The organism is Stieleria maiorica (assembly GCF_008035925.1).
GTDB classification, from domain to species: domain Bacteria; phylum Planctomycetota; class Planctomycetia; order Pirellulales; family Pirellulaceae; genus Stieleria; species Stieleria maiorica.
On sequence record NZ_CP036264.1, the window covers coordinates 2,680,838 to 2,698,701 of the forward strand.

Annotated in this window: 14 protein-coding genes and 1 pseudogene; 8 read left to right on the plus strand and 7 right to left on the minus strand. The window is 54.7% G+C overall.

From position 1 onward, the window contains the following. Nucleotides 1-95: 95 nt before the first annotated feature. From Mal15_RS09345 to Mal15_RS09355, 3 genes are all read right to left on the minus strand, one after another. Nucleotides 96-3,167: a toprim domain-containing protein gene (locus tag Mal15_RS09345; RefSeq protein ID WP_147867510.1), complete on the minus strand. Its 3,072-nt coding sequence runs from the start codon at nt 3,165-3,167 to the stop codon at nt 96-98. A 276-nt stretch (nt 3,168-3,443) separates the two neighbouring features. Continuing rightward, nucleotides 3,444-3,758, minus strand: a complete 315-nt coding sequence (locus Mal15_RS09350; RefSeq protein WP_167546699.1) for a DUF1580 domain-containing protein — start codon at nt 3,756-3,758, stop codon at nt 3,444-3,446. Nucleotides 3,759-3,839: 81 nt separating this feature from the next. Beyond that, complete coding sequence (locus tag Mal15_RS09355) at nt 3,840-4,664, minus strand: hypothetical protein (RefSeq protein ID WP_147867512.1); 825 nt, start codon at nt 4,662-4,664, stop codon at nt 3,840-3,842. 663 nt (nt 4,665-5,327) lie between these two features. Here Mal15_RS09355 and Mal15_RS35245 point away from each other — a divergent pair. Together Mal15_RS35245 and Mal15_RS09365 are read left to right on the plus strand one after the other, a co-directional pair. Next, nucleotides 5,328-5,579: pseudogene (locus Mal15_RS35245) on the plus strand (tyrosine-type recombinase/integrase); the annotation flags it as partial. A gap of 443 nt (nt 5,580-6,022) precedes the next feature. Next, nucleotides 6,023-6,814, plus strand: a complete 792-nt coding sequence (locus tag Mal15_RS09365; RefSeq protein WP_147867514.1) for a hypothetical protein — start codon at nt 6,023-6,025, stop codon at nt 6,812-6,814. 287 nt (nt 6,815-7,101) lie between these two features. Here the strand turns inward: Mal15_RS09365 and Mal15_RS09370 are convergent, their stop codons facing one another. Continuing rightward, entirely contained in the window at nt 7,102-8,643 is a 1,542-nt protein-coding gene (locus Mal15_RS09370; RefSeq protein WP_147867301.1) for a hypothetical protein, read from the minus strand. Nucleotides 8,644-8,877: 234 nt separating this feature from the next. On the opposite strand from Mal15_RS09370, the gene Mal15_RS09375 reads away from it, so the two are divergent. The 3 genes from Mal15_RS09375 to Mal15_RS09385 all read left to right on the plus strand — a co-directional run bounded on the left by Mal15_RS09375 (nt 8,878) and on the right by Mal15_RS09385 (nt 11,812). Beyond that, nucleotides 8,878-10,301 (plus strand): IS3 family transposase gene (locus tag Mal15_RS09375; protein ID WP_147867515.1). Its coding sequence is split into 2 segments (ribosomal slippage): nt 8,878-9,232 and nt 9,232-10,301, totalling 1,425 coding nucleotides; the frame shifts between segments, so codons are not numbered across the junction. 208 nt (nt 10,302-10,509) lie between these two features. After that, nucleotides 10,510-11,100, plus strand: coding sequence for a hypothetical protein (locus Mal15_RS09380; RefSeq protein ID WP_147867516.1), 591 nt, complete (start codon nt 10,510-10,512; stop codon nt 11,098-11,100). A 160-nt stretch (nt 11,101-11,260) separates the two neighbouring features. Next, complete coding sequence (locus Mal15_RS09385) at nt 11,261-11,812, plus strand: hypothetical protein (protein WP_147867517.1); 552 nt, start codon at nt 11,261-11,263, stop codon at nt 11,810-11,812. Between the two features lie 245 nt (nt 11,813-12,057). Here the strand turns inward: Mal15_RS09385 and Mal15_RS34615 are convergent, their stop codons facing one another. Next, complete coding sequence (locus tag Mal15_RS34615) at nt 12,058-12,987, minus strand: DUF6528 family protein (protein WP_233903366.1); 930 nt, start codon at nt 12,985-12,987, stop codon at nt 12,058-12,060. Between the two features lie 255 nt (nt 12,988-13,242). Between Mal15_RS34615 and Mal15_RS09395 the strand changes: the two genes are divergently transcribed. Further along, the gene (locus Mal15_RS09395; protein ID WP_147867519.1) at nt 13,243-14,667 is read left to right on the plus strand and encodes a sulfatase; all 1,425 of its coding nucleotides are present in this window, start codon (nt 13,243-13,245) and stop codon (nt 14,665-14,667) included. Nucleotides 14,668-14,793: 126 nt separating this feature from the next. Here the strand turns inward: Mal15_RS09395 and Mal15_RS09400 are convergent, their stop codons facing one another. Beyond that, the gene (locus Mal15_RS09400; RefSeq protein ID WP_147867520.1) at nt 14,794-15,411 is read right to left on the minus strand and encodes a hypothetical protein; all 618 of its coding nucleotides are present in this window, start codon (nt 15,409-15,411) and stop codon (nt 14,794-14,796) included. Nucleotides 15,412-15,692: 281 nt separating this feature from the next. Between Mal15_RS09400 and Mal15_RS35110 the strand changes: the two genes are divergently transcribed. Together Mal15_RS35110 and Mal15_RS09410 are read left to right on the plus strand one after the other, a co-directional pair. Next, nucleotides 15,693-15,860, plus strand: a complete 168-nt coding sequence (locus Mal15_RS35110; RefSeq protein WP_167546700.1) for a DUF2256 domain-containing protein — start codon at nt 15,693-15,695, stop codon at nt 15,858-15,860. Then, nucleotides 15,857-16,054, plus strand: a complete 198-nt coding sequence (locus Mal15_RS09410) for a hypothetical protein (RefSeq protein WP_147867521.1) — start codon at nt 15,857-15,859, stop codon at nt 16,052-16,054. The genes Mal15_RS35110 and Mal15_RS09410 overlap by 4 nt, the downstream gene beginning before the upstream one ends. Nucleotides 16,055-16,487: 433 nt before the next feature. On the opposite strand, the gene Mal15_RS09415 is transcribed toward Mal15_RS09410, so the two are convergent. Beyond that, nucleotides 16,488-17,840: an IS4 family transposase gene (locus Mal15_RS09415; RefSeq protein WP_147866038.1), complete on the minus strand. Its 1,353-nt coding sequence runs from the start codon at nt 17,838-17,840 to the stop codon at nt 16,488-16,490. Nucleotides 17,841-17,864 lie beyond the last annotated feature (24 nt).

Below are 17,864 nucleotides of genomic sequence, written 5' to 3' on the forward strand. Positions count from 1 at the left end.
TCAGCAGGTTCAGCATTTCTGTGCGTTTTCCCCGTATAACGCCGATCCAAACTCTTGTTGAACCCCATGCTGAACCTTTGTGGAACTGCCCTCTCTCAGGCGGCATCAGTCGAATCTGGTTTTGCGATCGTCAACGGTGCTGTCGGGTTGAGGTCGACAAGTTTGAATTGCTTGGCTCGTCCCTCAGTGACTTCAATCCGGTAATCGGTTCTTGGACGTTTACTTAGCTTGACCAGTGCCCAGGCAAGCGTTCGTGATGACGGACGGTTTCCAGACATTCCGATCGCTTCGATCATCTCTCTCAGTGCGTCTGACGAGTTTCCGTTTGTCAGCTTGCCCACCGTGCTGAAGCTGTCGCGCGGTCGCTCGGCTTTTTCGAACTCACGGACAATCTGAGAGGCGGTCATGCCGGATCCGTTGACGGTATCACGGTCAAGCGACCTGAAGGCCGCTATTACAGTGTCATAGACGTCGTTTACTGTGCTAGCCTGCTGCAGACTATCACGAGTTGACAGTGGTGACGGCAAGTCGCAGAATTCGACAAATCCGCCGACGAATCGTGACCAGCCCTCGAAGCTGGCAAGTGTCATTTCCGACGGCGGCAACGGTGCTCCCGCGGCGATGTACGCATGCAGGCACGCGAGAATTCGCATGTAAATATTGTGGTGTCGCTGCTGTGCTTCTGCGAGTAAGTTTTCAATTCTAAACGTTCGCGCTTTGTATGCGGAATCTGTAATATTCAATCGCACTGGAAGCGTTCGTCTCAAAGTATCCGGAGTGAATGTCGCGCTGTTGGTGGTCACAATCATCATCGCTTGGTTGGTCGCCTTGTACGGTTCATTCCCGCCGAGAATCCGGTCGCACCAGATCTCGGCCGTCAGAAACATGTCCATTACGGCGCCACCAATTTCAGCGTCGGCGTTGTCAAGCAAGATCATCATTTCGCCGCGCATGAGCATCGATGTGATTGTCTTTCGCAGTTCTTCCTGGTTCGCTTGGTAGGCGAGGAACGAAGGTTGAAATCCGGTCGCGATGATGTGGCCTAAGGATGCCAGTAGAGATTTGCCGGCACCCTCAACGTTTGCTTCGTGGACGAAAAGCGGTGGCCGCCCCGTGAACAAATGTGGGACGATTTCGGTCACGACTTCAGCGAGAAAAGCGGCTTGATCCTGCTCATCGTTGAGCCACGGGAATTCCTCGATCAATTTCCACAGTGGGTCCAACATTAGGAGCGGTTCACGATCCATTTGTGGCAGGGCTGGATATTTTTGGGACGATTTGACGAGAACCCTCAGCTCCGGATCGTAGCCGTCGCGAATGATACTGCCATCGGCCCGGAGAACCGGGGCCGACGACACGCGGTCCAGAACTCGAATCCCGAAGTGATGCGCTTTATGGCTGTGGCCATGCACGTGGGGCGCTGCCCATTTCGGAACGCCTGCCGGTCCGAAATCAAGGACCTCATTGATTTCGCTCGGCAACACCGTTTGCTTCAGCTCCATTAGCCGGAGTTCTCCCGAGCAATCCACGTAGCTTTCGACCAACCGTCCTTCTCGGACGAACAAGTCTTCACGCTTAGCGAGTTCGCGTAAGATCGTTCCAATGATTTCCTTTGTTGCTACTTTGCTGTTTCGAATCTTCGGTCGCCCCTTGGAGTCTGAAAGCTGCCAGTCATTCGGGTTGTATTCCGCGGCCGCGGCGACAAGCTCACGAAGCTTCTCTTCGCCGAACTCGGCGATGTAATCGCGGACGTCCGGCCCTTTCGATTCGACTATGGGGAAAGACAAAACGGCTACCTTTACAGATGCTGCCCCAGCATCAAGCAATGCTTGCCTATTTTCGGATACCTTGTTCGCTGCAGCTCTGTCGCGATCGGGAACGAGGATCACGTGACAGCCATTAAACATCGCGGGCAAACGCGATTTGAATAGGCCCGCGAAACACTTGGTCGACAGTCCTGCCGTGTTGACGTAGCCCGCCCCATGCATCGCTGCGGCATCTTTTACGCCTTCTACGAGGTGCCACGCCTCCCCGGGCTGTGGTCGCCGCCCCGGGAGGAACAACCCGTGCTTGGCGTGCCACTTTATCTTCCCCTTCATCATCTCGGGGCTTCCCAGCGACATGCGGAAGTAGCCGTCCAGGTCTACGCCGTCCAACTCGACACCTACTGCGTCTGCGGGCTCAGGGTACCAGAGCGGAACCCTGATTTCGTCTTCTCCGTGTCTGTCCTTGGCTACCGCTGCGCCGAACGCGACGAATGACTCCGGTGGCATCTTTTTCATCGCGGCGAATTTGACGATCAGCGAGTGAATGTCCGGAGTCTCTTTGGTCGCGTTCTTCGTGACTTTCTTTTTGCGGCGAGGCTTTTTCTTTCCCATTTTTTGGGTCGAACTCTTTGATTTTGCCGCCGGCTGGACGGGGCACAGCGGGGGATATGCCGTTTTCGGCGATTTTGGTGAGGCTGCGTCAACTAGACGGGCTTCCATTTCCACTGCGATTTGTTCGGCCTTTCTCTTCTTGCTTTTCAATTCCCGCTCGCACGCGACGAGGTTAAATTGAACGCGGTAGTTGGGCTCATCATCGAAATCGATTTCGAGATTGCTCCAATCGATCTTGTCCGAGAGCGGTGGCGGAGCGTCGATGACGTCGGACGCGAAGATGTCCTCGATCACTCCGTCGATGACTTCCGGATCGCTGTGGTCATCGCCGCGTAGCATTGCAATTGTCTCAACCACGTTGCAAGTCGACGTCTCACACTTGGCGCAATAGACGAGACCGCGGCGTTTAAACGATTGGCCCTTGCCCAGCCCGGAATCCTCACCTTTGCCGCCATAAAGGGCGTAGATGCTGCTTTCTGTGCCGCACCGATTGCAGGGCCAGTTTTTCTGTCCTTCGGCGGTAAATCCGCTGCGTCGGGCATCGCTGCCGGAGATTTTGGGATGAACTTCGACCGGCGACGCGTTGGATGTGAGCTTCTTTACCAGTGCGTCATAGTGACCGAAGGCGCGTTTGGCGATCCATTTGACCGCGACCTCGCGGCAACTCTCGCCGATGAGTAGGCCAGCTTCAGCGCGAGCCTTGCGTAGGGCCTGACTTCTCCTAAGGCGTTGGGATGTTGTGGGATTACTAGATTTTGCTTCGCCGTACGTATTGGTTATACTTGACATGGTTTAAGTTTCTGCGCAAAGGAACTTTGAACTCCAGCGGAAGCGGTGTGCGCCGCTCCGGCGGAAATGAATCGAAAGCCGCGACAAGGACACTATTCTTTGTCGCGGTTTTTGTTTTGGGGCGAGCGTTGAGTCATCCCGTCTCCGCGAACCCGCAACGCATGAACACTTCGATGTGGGGGCGCGCCCAACTGGCGAAACATCGGTCAGTCCCGTGTTGGGCACTGGCGGTTTCGATTGACAGTTGTGTCAATCATCTGCTCTAGTCGCCATCGCTTAGATGCCGGCTTTTTTCAGTTCGGCATCGGCCGAGATCGAGTCTCGATCCTGGGGGGCCGAACTGCTATGCTGGCCTGGAACGCTTTTGGCGGCCGTTACCGCATCGAAGAACTCGCGTATCCACAGTGCTGACGTACGGCGACATCCAGCCGCGTAGACTGTCCGGAGCTTGCAGCCAGCCAATCCGCGTGCAGCCCAACGATGCAGGCTCGCAACATGGGGACGTTCGCCGGTGATGCGTTCCACGACCGATACCGCTTTCGATAGCCGCAATAGCTGGGTAGCATCGCCACTTGATTCGAATGAATTCACAGGACACCTCGCAAAGGGATGGAGTATTAATTCGTGTGCAGCGAGGCTACAGGATGCTACGGACCAGCGAGAAATCGCTGGTCAGAGATTCTCCCGATTTAATTTCTCCAGCTTTTGTCGGTATCGTGTAACAGACCGTTTAGTAATGTCGACTCCTCGCTTCTTCAGCTCTCTGAGTATCGCGGTGTCTATGAACTTTTTCTGCGCACCTAGATTTTCTGAGAGCACGCTTTGAGCCACTTCGGCGAAAAAATCGTCAGCAATGCGTTTACCCGTATGACGTGATCTTTTTAGTCCGCGGTCGCGTTCTTCTGCGGACGCGTATTGCTTTTCAATGCCAGTCGCACGCTGCATCATGCGTTCATGCATTCGCCCCAGCCCAAATGAGTCATTGACAAGGCGGTGCAAATTCAGACGCAACAGCTTTCCTATTTGCTCATTCGATTGAGCTCCAGCTAGATTGAACTGAAGTTCGACCAAATCTAGAACCCGCTTCGAAGTCTCAAAAACTTCGAATGCGTCTTTCACCAGACCGCTGGAACCTGATGATGGAATGAACCGCTTTCCATCGAGCAACAGGCAGTTTCGTTCTGAACTGAACTCGATGCGATCGTCAACAAAAACCCTGAGGATCTTGATCGCGTCTAGCAACGCGATATTGATTTCGGGAAAACCTGACACGCACTCATCTCCGCGCCCCTCCTCGTTGACGTTAGAAACGAGCTCTTGATTGACGTCTTCGGCTCGAATCGAGCCAACGTCGTCGTAGAGTTCTCCCTCACTGTCCGGTTCATATTTAGCCATCTCATTGCCGCTCCAAGAATCAATTGGCGAACGATTTTCGAGTGCATGCTTCTGGTGACCCTCCATATTCGTCATCGCCAATCTGAATGGGATGCCAGTCATCTGCAGACTACGGCGTTGGCCAATAACGCTCTGCCCAAATACCGCTATTCCTCGCGTTTCAATGCAATTCTATGCGTCAACTTGCGTCAGTGCCAGAACACGGGTACCTTCGGGAAAACACGGTTTTAATCCCCGCGAAAAGCCGGTTTTCTCTATAGGAAAAGATGAGATTTGGGACCAGAAGGTCGCACGTTCAAATCGTGTCGCCCCGACTGTTGAAAAAGACTAGTTTTTCTTATAGCCGAAACCGCGATTTTGGGTTCCGCTTGATGGTCAAGCGTGCGGCGTTTCCACCGGAGCCAAAACGGTACATACCGTTTTGGCATTCAGGAGACCCATCGCATGCCCAAGTTGACTACATCGCATCCCAAGTACCGCAAGCATCGAGCGAGCGGACAAGCCATCGTCACACTCGACGGACGTGACTTCTATCTCGGCCCCCACGGCAGCCGAGCCAGCAAGCTGGAGTTTGACCGGCTGATCTTGGAATACTTGGCGAACGACCGTTCGCTCCCGCGCGAAGAAGAGGCGTCCCTGACCGTCGCGCAGGTCCTGAACAAATACCGCAAGTTCGCCGAGCGGTACTACAAGAAGAATGGCACTCCGACGAGCGAGGCGTACGCGATCAAAACGATCATTCGCCCGATCCGGCAACTCTACGGGGCAATTCATCGTGCCTGCGACGTCGCATTCCCTCCAGACACGCCGCTTGAAGGCGACGCACTGAAGATCTGGCAATCAGAACATCGATGGTCGCCGAATCGATTGCGGCACACCCGCGGGACGGAGGTCCGAAAGCAATTTGGCTTGGAGGCGGCTCAGGTCATTCTCGGTCATTCCGTAGCGAATGTGACCGAAATCTACGCGGAGCGTGACGCCGAAAAGGCCCGTGACGTTGCCCGCAAAACGGGATAGATTCCGGGTGGCGTTCTTTACACGCCGCGCGGCGTGTTTCCGCGGGCATCATCGGCCTATTCTGGTCCCCGTCAACAATGCCCCACGCCGCGGAAAACGCGGCAAATTCCCAGCAATGCCGGCCATTCCCACCAAGCACCGAACGGGTCCTTCCGAGCGGGTGGGGGTGGCCATCGCGGGTTCCGCCTCGAACCGCTTTCGCCGGCATGCGCGAAAAAAATCATCGCCACCACCACCACCACCACCACCTTTTGGGTTTCGTAGTTGCGCGACCCTTCACGCGGCATCTGGCCGAACTCGGCTCTGCAGCATTCCGGAGCGCCACCACGCGAACTCGCAGACATCCTGTGGCTGTTTGAGAAAATGTTTTGCGAATCGCTGTAACACTCCGTTTCACTTCACGCTTTGGAGAGCAAATCCGCTCCTCCTCTAGGTGAAACGACATGAAAACTGCAGCGCATGCCCTCTTCCTGACACTTTTGACCGTCTCCGTTGGATCAGCCCAAAACCCATGGGGAGACTGGATTCCACAGCAATCTCGTTCCTTGCCAACCGGCATGAGCTACCAGCAACGCGCCGGTTCAACGACGACACATCGCAACGGTGCCACGAGCAAGACATGGGGCAACTCCGGACTGCGACAGGAAAGCCAACTCGATATTGGCTTCTCGGCCGGAAACGACAAAGACAACGCGATGAAATTTGGCCGGCAAAGAGACGAGAAATGGTTCGCCGGCGTGAGAGGAGGCGTTCGCGCAGGTTACGCGGCTGATACCGGAATTTCCCAGGAAGGTCGGGTTGGGAATACGAAGGTGAGGACTTATTCCGAAGCGGAGGCGTTCGTCGGGGTGGAAGCAGGTGCGCAGGCAGGAGTCTCAAACAACGGAGTCGGAATCAATGGCAACGCTTTTGCGGGAGCCAGGGTTCGGGGCAGCGTTGGCACTGACGTCGGTCCTGTTGGTGTCGCAGCGACTGGAGAAGCATGGTCTGGAGTTGGCGTCGAAGCGGGCGTTGACGCAAAGTACAAGAACGGTCGCGTCAACTTCGACTATGGCGTCGGTGGCGCAGTCGGTGTCGGCGGGAAAGCCGGCGGCGAGGTCTCGGTCGACCTTCGAAAACCGGCAAAAGCTGTCAATCGCGTTAGGTCAACCGGACGGAAGGTCTCATCGACCAGCAAACGCGTGAAGAGCAAAGGAAAGGCAGCGAAAAACAACATCAAGAAGCTATTCAAATAGCGTCTCTGAGCGAGCCACCATTGCCAGTATTCGGCATTGGCGTCGCGACATATCACTGCAGGATTACACGCACCCGCGTGCAATCCGCTGAAATCGTTTGGAAAACGACGCAACAGATTGTCTTCCCATCCGATAAACAATGGCGGCCGGCGAAAAAGTTCCGAAGCTTTTGAAATAAGCCAGCGACCTTGCGCATCGTATTCCTGTGCAGAATAACTCGGTGCAACGCTTTTCGGGTGGAACCCTCTGTATAACAAACCCGTGAAAGCTTGTTTTGACAACAAAGATTAAGCGCTCAATTCGAGGAGTTCGGTGTCGCGAAGTTTCAGAGCCGTCGTCATAAGTTTCTGCCCTTTTTGTGTTATTCGATAGTAGAACGTGCCTGAAACTTTTCGGATCAATCCGTGTGCGCGAAGCAACCGTAGCAACCGAGTGATACGCCCAGCCGCCCGCTTCCGCTCTTTGTCATTACGATTGACATGTGGAAAGAGCCTTGACCGTAGGTCTTTATTGCGGAACCCTTGCAAGAGGAACGTCCCTTCCTGCAGAACCGAGAACATGCGAACTTCGTCCGGTTCGATCGGGCGTAGCCCCCGATATGGTCGTCCCTGACGGAAAATCCGGCGACTTACTGGATCAAGTATCTTGTGCGCGGGAGATGATTCTCCTACGACAGCGAGTGCCTCAAGATAGCGCTCATTCGCGGCGTGACATATTTCCACACGCCGTGCAACGTCGGCGACGCTCTTTCGCATCGGAAACCATGCAACAACAACTTCGCCGCCACGGGTCGCTTTTCTTCGAACGTTGAAGCGTCTCGGATTGTTAATCGTGGTTTCGATTCTCAGTACGCTGCCCGCCTTGTCGTACATTTTGATCGAGTTCTCATCGACCCAGTGTTTTATCCTTACTCCTTCCACACGATGCTTCACATCGCTTGTCACTTCCCCGTTGAAATCACGATGAAAGCGACGGCCCATAAATCGCATCACATCGCGACAGCCGAAGTGCTGAACTGCATGATTGACAAGAGCAGGGTAGATCGCATTAAGTGAAGCCTCATTCGCAAACATCACATCAGTCGCGTATTCACTTTCGCGCATGGTCCAGTAATACGCGGGGAACTTCAGCTGACTTTTCAGTTTGAGCCAGGGATTGAACCGACGGGCCAACGCATTCAGGAACTGTACCCAGTTTCGCTTGTGAAGATCGTCAATCATCTGCTGGGCCTTGGCAAGGTCATCAATATGGGTAAAGCAATTGCCCTGTTTGTTGTAGCCGATGCCAGCCTTATCCAGTCGACCTGCAAGGTATTCACGCCCGTTCAAACAAACCTGGATAGTCATGGGAAGCCAAGTCTGAAGTCGGACGTGCATCAGGCCAAATTCCCGGTCGACGAAGTAGAAATAGAGGAACAAGCATTTCCTTCGGGCATGCGCCAATTCAAGACGTTTTCCTTTCGGATCTTTATGAAGCTCGTAGGTTTGGCACGATTCCACACATGACAAAACGCAAACTAATCCTTGCTGAATGGAGTCTTGCTCCATGATGCTTCGCGCGCAGTCTTCTTTGGAAATGGATGAAGACGTTAAGTATCGGAACGGCCGGCCATGCGCTTCAGCGTATTCAGCGGCGTGTTCCTTGATTCTGTCTGAGATGCGTTGGACGAAACCGCCGAAATGTTTGTAGAGGACGCCATGTACGTTCAAATACTTATCCATCCCGTCCAAGTAACTCAACGCACGTATGGTCCCACGAAAAAGGATCCGGTCGAATCCCGACAAAACACCGATGATGCGTTGATCGTGTCGTTCGATGAATCGTTCCATGTCACCCTCCCAGCGTAAAACGCCAACCATGTAAATAGCAAGGATTGCGGAAGGTGCCGCAGATTGCAACCATTTGGCCGCTCCTTGAACACCCGAGCAATGCCTGGGAAAATCCCCCGGCATTCTGAACGGTCATGGAGGCCGGATCGTTTGGTTGCGGCCGAAGGCTGCGACGTGCCAACATGCGTGAGACAACTTTGAGTTTTTCAGAGTTGAGGGCACGGAGCATTTTGCATGACCGAGAACGCTGACAAAAAAGTTGAGAAAAATCCTGAGGTGACTGAGAAAGCGAGCCGTCGTCGCTTTACTGCCGAGTACAAACGCCGCATCGCGCTCGAGGCCGAACGGTGTACCGAGCCTGGTGAAATCGGAGCCCTGCTGCGACGCGAAGGGCTTTACTCGTCAGTGGTAGGACGCTGGCGTCGTCAACTTCGGGAAGAACCATTGTCATCATCGAAAAAATCCAATCGAGCAGCATCACCCAAAAAGGCGTCAGCGGCAAAGGAACTCGCTGATCTGAGGCGTGAGAATGAACGCTTGAAAGAGAAACTCCGTCAGGCGGAGTTGATCATTGACGTCCAAAAAAAAGTCTCGGAGATGATGCAGACGCGATCACCCGAGAAGACAGACTGAAAGCAGCCGAAGGGCTTAGCAAACGCGTCGGCGTCGCCGCCGCGTGTCGGGCACTGAACGTTTCCAGAGCGACGTTTTACCGTCGTCGTGATCCCGATCGGCCATCGAGCCCGAGGCCTGCACCTGCTCGAACGCTATCAGCGGATGAACGAAAGGCGGTGCTTGATCAACTCGTCAGTGAACGTTTCGCTGATCAGTCACCGCGGCAGGTCTATTCGAAGTTGCTTGATGAAGGCGATTACCTGTGCAGCGTGCGAACGATGTATCGGATCCTCGCCGAGAACCAGAGTTCTCGCGAGCGGCGGAATCAACTGAAACACCCCAACTACCAAAAGCCGGAACTGTTGGCGAGCGGACCCAATGAGGTTTGGTCTTGGGACATCACCAAGCTGAAGGGTCCCGAAACATGGACCTATTATTACCTTTACGTCATCCTGGACATCTACAGTCGCTGCGTCGTCGGCTGGATGCTGGCGCATCGTGAAGCCGCCGATCTGGCCACCCAGCTCATTGAAACGACGATTGAAAAACAAGGCGTCCAATCCGACCAATTGATCCTTCACAGCGACCGTGAGCCTTCGATGACATCCCATTCCGTGGCCGAATTACTCACTTCGCTGGGCGTCACAAAGTCACACAGCCGCCCCCACGTTTCCAACGACAACCCGTTCTCGGAAAGCCAATTTAAAACGATGAAGTATCGTCCTGAATTTCCAAAGCGATTCGGGGGCTATGAAGATGCACTTGGCTTCTGTCGAGACTTTTTCAGCTGGTACAACGACGAGCATTACCACAGCGGCATCGGCCTACTCACACCATCATCGTTACACTACGGACAAGCCGAAGAAATCCTTGCACAGCGACAGGAAACGCTTCGAGAGGCGTGGCAAAAGAATCCTGAGCGATTCGTGGGCGGCGTCCCAACTCCTGCGAGTCTTCCCAAGGCCGTCTGGATCAACGCTCCAAAACGGGAAAGAGAAAGAAAAATCGGAGCCCCTGAAGCGAATTGCCCCGGAGCTCCATAAGAGACGTCATTGACGCACCCTCGATCCGGCTATCCCTTGGACGGTTGCGTCCCCGCAGAGCCATCTTCCGTTTCACCGGACGAATCGACGATACCACAAGAAACATCATTGAACACCCGAGCCATGCCTAAAAAAATCCCGGGGGTTCGGGGGCTGGCCCCCGCGTACGCTGGGCTGCCCTGCTAACAAGTATCCAAAAGTTGTCTCAATGTCGTTGACACATTCCGCAGCGCACCATTTGCTTGATGAAGTTGATGGATTGCCTGCTGAAGAAGTGCGTGAGCGCGTCGAACTCGCTCGTTTCGTTCAGGAAGCTTTTGTTGACCCGCCAACCACCATCGATGGGACGCGACAGGCGAGCAAGAACCTGCCATTTGCTGCCACGTCAAAGATGCTATCGCGACTAGTTGATCGCCAGCTCATTGAAATCGGCCCAGTGGTGTTGGTTGAAACTGCAAAGACGAAGGTCGTGCCGATCACCCTTGGATCGCTGCGCCCAAACGATACGGGTTGGCAGAAAATGCAGATGCAGATCAGGTGCAAGGATGCAATGGATGGTCGGCTGGGATTTCGGCTGCAGGTCCCCAAGGAGCCGGAGCCAGGTGAGGACTTGCCCGCTGTACCCGAAACCATCGGCAGTGAGATCCATTTTCAAGTTGATGAAACCGCGATTGCCCCATGGTACTTTCACTGGCTCAACTCGGCAAACCGAGAGCAGTTCCGTAAACGCGTAGGAGGCGAGCAGTTTCTGTTATTCCATTTGCACGAGGCTCAGAGAGCAAATACCCGTCAACCGTAGGCACCAACTGGCACTCATTGATCGTTGGGCCAAACGCGACAGAACCACGCGATGGACGCGGCGTCGTCGACAACGCGAGTTCCAATCGATGAACGCTCGCGGTGGCCCGGTCAGCGCTGGTGTTCGCTGGCACACACACACATTTCAGGAAGGCAAACACATGAAAACCCTCTTCATCACAATGGCGTTCACGCTACTGTGCCTGACGACGATGATCGACGCTGGTGAAACTACTCTGAACAAAATCATCCATACGATCGCAGGAAAATGGAGGCCCGTTGAGTCTTGTCAGCATCTACTGGATTCAGAACTCGTCTCAAGGCATCAAACCGGGTTTGAGATTTCGATCGACAAAAGCCTTGGAGATTCTCATCGGAAGACATCGGGATCGGGCACCTACTACAAAGCCTGGGCAACTGCTCTTCATGATTCCGGTCATGAACTTATTGCGACGGGCCACCTAAGATTCGATGACGGTTCGGAAATTGATCACTTGATTTCAAGGAGCAAAGGTTCACTGTACCTGACATACGGGGTGGTGACCGGGGGAAGCACTCGTATTTTCCTTGGTCGGGGACCGAATGAAGAGTCGTTGGAAGCGATCGTGGTCGAGTGGACGCAACATTCCATCGGAACTCCGATTGATTTGGAGAGAGATTTTGCGACTGTCATGTATGAACGTGTCAATCTACCTGCTGCCCCGCACCGATGAAGAGCCATCGAACAATTGCGGAAACCGGAGCGGCGAATTCGGGCAAATCTGAATTCAACGTGTAACGTCACCGGCCGGTTAAGACGGTTGTCAAAGAGCACGATCGTGATCCGAGCTGAGTTTACGTCACTGGGGCATCCAACGGCGGAACGATGGCGATGCGACTGCTGGTCGAGCAACCGCAGCAATTCGTCGTCGGAGCGGCAACAACTCGATGTCTATCATTTGATTTCGCTCCGTGAAGCTTACCTGTCCCATCGGACTTTGTAGAGTCGTCGCCCTGGTAGCTGGATGTCCTCTCGGTCGCCGAGGAATCGAATTCTGTCGCTCCACCAGTTTTCTGGCGTTCCCTGGTGATAAACGACCTCACCGGTCTGAGGATGTTCGCTGACCGATTTCACCTTGGGCCGGTCGGCAAGAATTGGGTGTGGTGTAAAGCGGGCGTCTCTGGCATCGAAACGGTAGACGTGCTCGTTCGTCGTCACGAAGAAGATGGACGTTTCGCGTGATTGCGAGAGGTCGTGGCCGCCGGGCGTCGGGAGCTCGATTCGTCGATCAACACCGATGGTGGAACTCGTCGGTTCGTCTCCAATATCGAGCAACAGGAGTTCATCGGATCCCAGGGCCCACAATCGTTTCAACTCCTCGTCCCAAATCGCTCCATGGGCACCTCGAAGGGGAATTCTGGCGACCGGTTTTGCCGGGCTGCCGCTGGGCCGGGCCAGCTTGTAAACGAGAAGTTCGTCGCCGCCAAAGCTTGACGCCACCGCAACGCGATCCACCGGCAGTAGACATGCGCTGTGGGCATTCTTCGCCTCCGTGTAGAACTGGCAACGTTTGTCACTCCGGCGAATCAATGCGACACCGCCGCTGGACGATGTGATCAGAAGAGACCCTCCAATCGGTTTGCACTCGTCGGTCGTCGCGAACGATCTTCTACCCGCCTCCGGAATCTCAGGAGAATCTTCTGCCTTCCACGACCAAACCGGCGCCGGAGCCTCGGATTGGTCTGGATCGATTTCAAGAATAAAGACCTCCGCCCCACCACAGCATATCAATCGGTCTTTCGCCAACACGGGACGACCGAGGGTCAAACAAGATGCGACGATCAGGAGACACAATGACCGCGACACGGCCACTGTAATGGGGGATTCGCTCGTTTCACTTGATACCATTGCGTTCGTTCCGTGAGGCAGAGTTTCAATTCGACACAAGAGAATATAGCCAATCCGTTCGTGTCATGCTTTGAGCCGCCGATCGAAGCAGGCCCGAACCCGTTACGGCCTGTTTCGGTTGCTTGAGCGTACTTTCACAAGCCGGGATTTCTACTGCTGGCTACCTGCGATCACGTCGGTCAAAGCCTGCTCGTCCGCATTTTTGACTACACTCTGGTACTCCCCGCACCCTCGATCCCGCTGAGGCGATTTCACATGACTCGTGCTCAATCAATGCGCGTCCTATTCGGGCTGTTGGTCTTGTCCTGGCCATCCGTTGTCGTGCAGGCTGATAAGCCGAACGTGTTGCTGATTGCGATTGACGATTTGAACAACTGGGTTGGCTGCTTGGGCGGGCATCCGCAAGCCCGTTCGCCCAACATCGATCGGCTTGCCGAGCATGGGACCTTGTTCAGCAATGCTCATTGCCAGGCACCGATCTGCAACCCGTCCCGGACAAGCATTATGTACGGGATGCGGCCATCGAGCAGCGGCGTTTATATGAATTCGCCCAAGCCTTGGACCGTGGACGCCCTGAAGTCCCGTGTCACGCTACCTCGCCATTTCGCGGCGAGCGGTTACAGAACCTACACCACGGGCAAGATCTACCACGGTTCTGGGTTGCCGCCTGGTGACTTTGACGAAATCGGGCCGCGACCTGGCCAGCGACAGAAAATCGATCAACGTCTGATCCCTGAGACCCCCGACGGGGCAAAAGGCCTGTGGGATTTTGGCGGCCAGTCCTATAACGAAGAACTGTTCCAGGATTATGTCGATGCTTCGTGGGCGATCGATTTCATCGGCAAGCGATCCGAGCAACCATTTTTTCTTGCCGTTGGGTTCTATCGGCCCCATGTTCCATTCTATTCTCCGACCCGCGTCTTCAATGAGATCCCGGCAGACACGATCGAACTGCCAGAGGTGAAAGACGGTGACCGTGACGACCTGCCAAGCATTGCCGCGACTCTGACGAAGGCCCCCGCCGCGCCGGCTCACTCGTGGTTTGTCGAAAGCGGACGCTGGAATGAGGCCGTGCAATCGTACCTGGCCTGTATTCGTTGGACCGATGAACAGGTTGGTCGAGTCCTCGATGCTCTCGCAACGAGTTCGCACGCAAACAACACGATCGTCGTGCTGTACTCGGACCATGGCTTTTTTCTTGGTGAGAAGGAACGCTGGGCGAAGCAATCACTTTGGGAACAAGCGACTCGCGTTCCTTTCATTCTCAGTGTCCCGGGAATCGATCAGGGCAAACCGTGCAAGCGCCCCGTTGAATTGTTGTCGATCTATCCGACTCTGATCGAATTGTGTGGCTTGCCACCCCGAGAGGGACTGGAAGGAGTCAGCTTGACGCCGTTGCTGGAAAACCCATCTGCACCATGGCCGAACGTGGCGTTGACGACCTTCGGCAAAGACAACCACGCCGTCCGCAGCCAAACCCATCGATATATCCGATATAACGACGGCAGCGAGGAACTCTACGACCTGCGAATCGATCCCAACGAGTGGAATAATCTTGCCGGTGAGGAATCGCTCGCGAGCCTGAAGGTTGAACTGGCAGAGTTCTTTCCCAATACCAATGCGGAGCCAGCTAAGGCAACGGGTGGCAAACGCAAGAACGCCGACAAGAAATCAAGGTAGCCGAGAATACAGGGCTGAAAGAGACTTAGCAGTGAGTCTAAGGTCCGCGGTTTTCGATTGCCAAGCCGCTGTTCCGGTCGACAGAGCCGGAGCCGCTTGGGCGACCGGTCGATCCGCCTGTTTCGATCACGTCGCCGTACGGGACCGTCGCGAGAGTGAACAACCTGCAATGAATATGGTGAGCAAGCCCAAAAGGCAAGGCTCAGGAACGGCCACGACATCCAGAACGAGAGTGGGAGCAGGGGACGACTGCGAGATCGACGTATTGACTTCGTTAACCGCAGACTCGAGACGGAGGCCGATTGGGGCTGTTCCCGCCAACTGGTTTTGAAAGAATGCTGGATCAAGGTTCACCGACGTCAGCCCCAGTCCCTCCGTCATCGCATCGTAGGAGCCAATCGCCAGGACGGGGTTTGCAGCGTCCGCTAACTCGATCGTGCCATTCCCCGCGTACCCACCGATGGATACGGCTCCCGATCCAGCCAAGGGTATCGCGGTCACACGAAAATCCAACCGAGCGCTCGTCACGTGAACGTCGCCGGAAATCGACGAAAGATCGTACTCGATCACTGTCCGATCTTGGACGGTGCCGTCAAAACGCCGAATGGAAAGCGCAAACGATGGGTCGTCAAAGATCGTCTCAAAAACTCCGTTGCCGTCGCTGTCGATGATGTGGGCTTCGGCGATTGGCAGAAACGAGACCGGGGCAGCAATGGCGGGCCGACATACGATGATCAGCACCAACGACGCGACCGACTTGAAAATGAACTGCAACATCGCGACGCCTCAAAATGTAGATCTCAGAACGAGTCACACTAGACTAGACCGATGGATTGCGGGCGTCAAATTTCGACGGTCATGCAAATCAATTGACAGTCCACCATGACTCCGAACCGGAGCAGCGAAAACGGCCAACCGACGTTGCAGTCGTCGCAGGGCGGAATGTGAGATAAATTGGGTGGCAAGGCGATCGCTGGATCGGCGCCCCCCGGCATTGAGATCAAACTCGCGCGCGAGTCATTGCGATGGCAAAAAAACAGCCCAAACTTCCCGAGAAAATCTGCATCGTCTGCGGCCGCCCTTTCACCTGGCGAAAGAAGTGGGAGAAGGTTTGGGGCGAAGTCAAGTATTGTAGTGATCGGTGCCGCAGGCACCGTGACGGGAAGACGAGCGACAAGGGCGGGGAATCATGAAACGAATGGCCGCTATACCGGGGGTGATCGCCCTTCTCGCTGTCGCTGCATTCTGTGGATTCGGCTTCTTGGCGACATTTGAGCCGACCGACAACGTGTCGCAATTCTTGGCGTTTCGAATTGGTTATGCGGTGATCGCCTTGGGCAGCATGGTTGGAGTCGGGCTCTTGATCGTAGACGCTGTTCGCAAGTGACTGCAACAAAGGAGATCGCCAATGGACCAGAAGATCGTCAAGTAGCTCCAGCGCGAGGCTTTGTCCCTCAACCCGGTATGGGGCGTCTGTGGTATCGGAATTCGCCAAGGATTTCGACTTTTCCCGTGTGGACTGCTGCGCGTCGAAAGCCTTGGCGGCTTCCGCTACTTCAGGCGGCTATCGCCCCGTGTCCGTTGACGTTCGCATGCCAGCCGCCTGCATTCTTGGGACGTTGCCGACCAACAAAGAGGCCTGACCCAATACTGTTCGGCACTCTGCTTGCTCCGCACCTTGAGCGGACAGAGTTTGAGTAATCGATGACGGTTCGGGTTGCAGTCGCAAGCAGTGGCTGGCAAGCGGAGCGATTATCGTTTTGGTGACCGCGCAGCATCAATCGCAGGCAACATCAATTGCGATGCTCCCGAATCGAGTTTTATTGGTTGGTTGCAGTCGCGTCGTAGTGCCGCTTGAGTTTCTCTAAATGAGCGATCAATTCCTCTTCGCTCGCCAGACCCATGAAGTAGTAGCTGATCATCTCAAACGTACGCTTGGTTGGCTTGCGCCCCGTCCAGATGTTGATCAGCAGGCAGGCGATCAATGCACAATAGCACTGAATCTCAATTCCATTCTGGCTGTGGAATATCAAGTGGCTACAGCCCATCAACTGCTTGAAGAATCGAAAAAAGATCTCGATGATCCAGCGTTGAGAATAGATCAATGCGATGATTTCGGCGGGAACATCCAGCATGTTCGTCACGATTCGTAAGATGCCATCGCTGCTCGGTCCCGTCGAAGTCCCGTGGTACTTTCCACGGCTGGTATGGGCGCTACAACGAACGCAGATCAACCGAACAGGATGCCCTGGCCGTTCTCGGTTTCCGCCCTGGTGTCTGCCAAGATCTACAATCTCATCGCTTAAGACTCCTGCGGCGACGGCTTTTTCGGAAAGCACTCGCTGCTCCAGGACATCGTAAACACTGTTGTCGCGAACGCGGCACACATAGCTGCTTTTGGCTTGGACGATCTTGTTGAACAGCGAGAACTTTGCATAACCGCGATCCATGACATACAAACGATCTCGCTGGATCGTCTGCTCGAGCACCGATCGTTCGTCGTGCTGGCCACCTGCGTCGGGCGTCACGTCGATTCGCGTCGGGACGTACCGATCCACCTCGAAGTGCGTATGCAATCGCCACTTGACCAAGTGACTGTTGCTTTGCCCTTTGAAGATCGATGCATCGATCAAGCGAGGCAGGCAAGAGACCAATGAGCCATCGACAAGGGTGATCGTCTGGTTGATGCCGTGCAGGCTCTTTTGGCCATGTACCGACTGTGCGTGCTGGCCGAGCTCGGCAATGACTTCTTTGAGACGGTCGGCGTCGAACACGCGCGAAGCTTCGCTCAGTGAGCCAAGGGATGTTCGTCCGCAACCGAGTCGTTTCTTGACTTTCGCAAGTTCCGTGGCTTGAGGAATTGACCGCAACGCGGTAATCGCCGGATTAAATAGATATAGCAGTACCAGCATGCAGAGTTGGTCGTAGTGCAGGTCTCGATTGCCAGCTTTGTCGCGTTCGCATTGGTCGTCATGAAGTCGCTCCAGCAGAGGAGCGATCATATCGAGATACTTCAGACCTTGAATGTCTTTGCTCTTGAATTTTCGATCTGAGGCATCGGTGGTCGCCTCTTGCTGTGCCTGATCGACCGACAGATCATCTGGAGTACCAGGAGTGACAACTGGTTTCCCACGTTTTGGAACTATTTTGGGCTTGGTTTGCTTGGCGGGCATGACGAATCGTCAGCGACAATGACA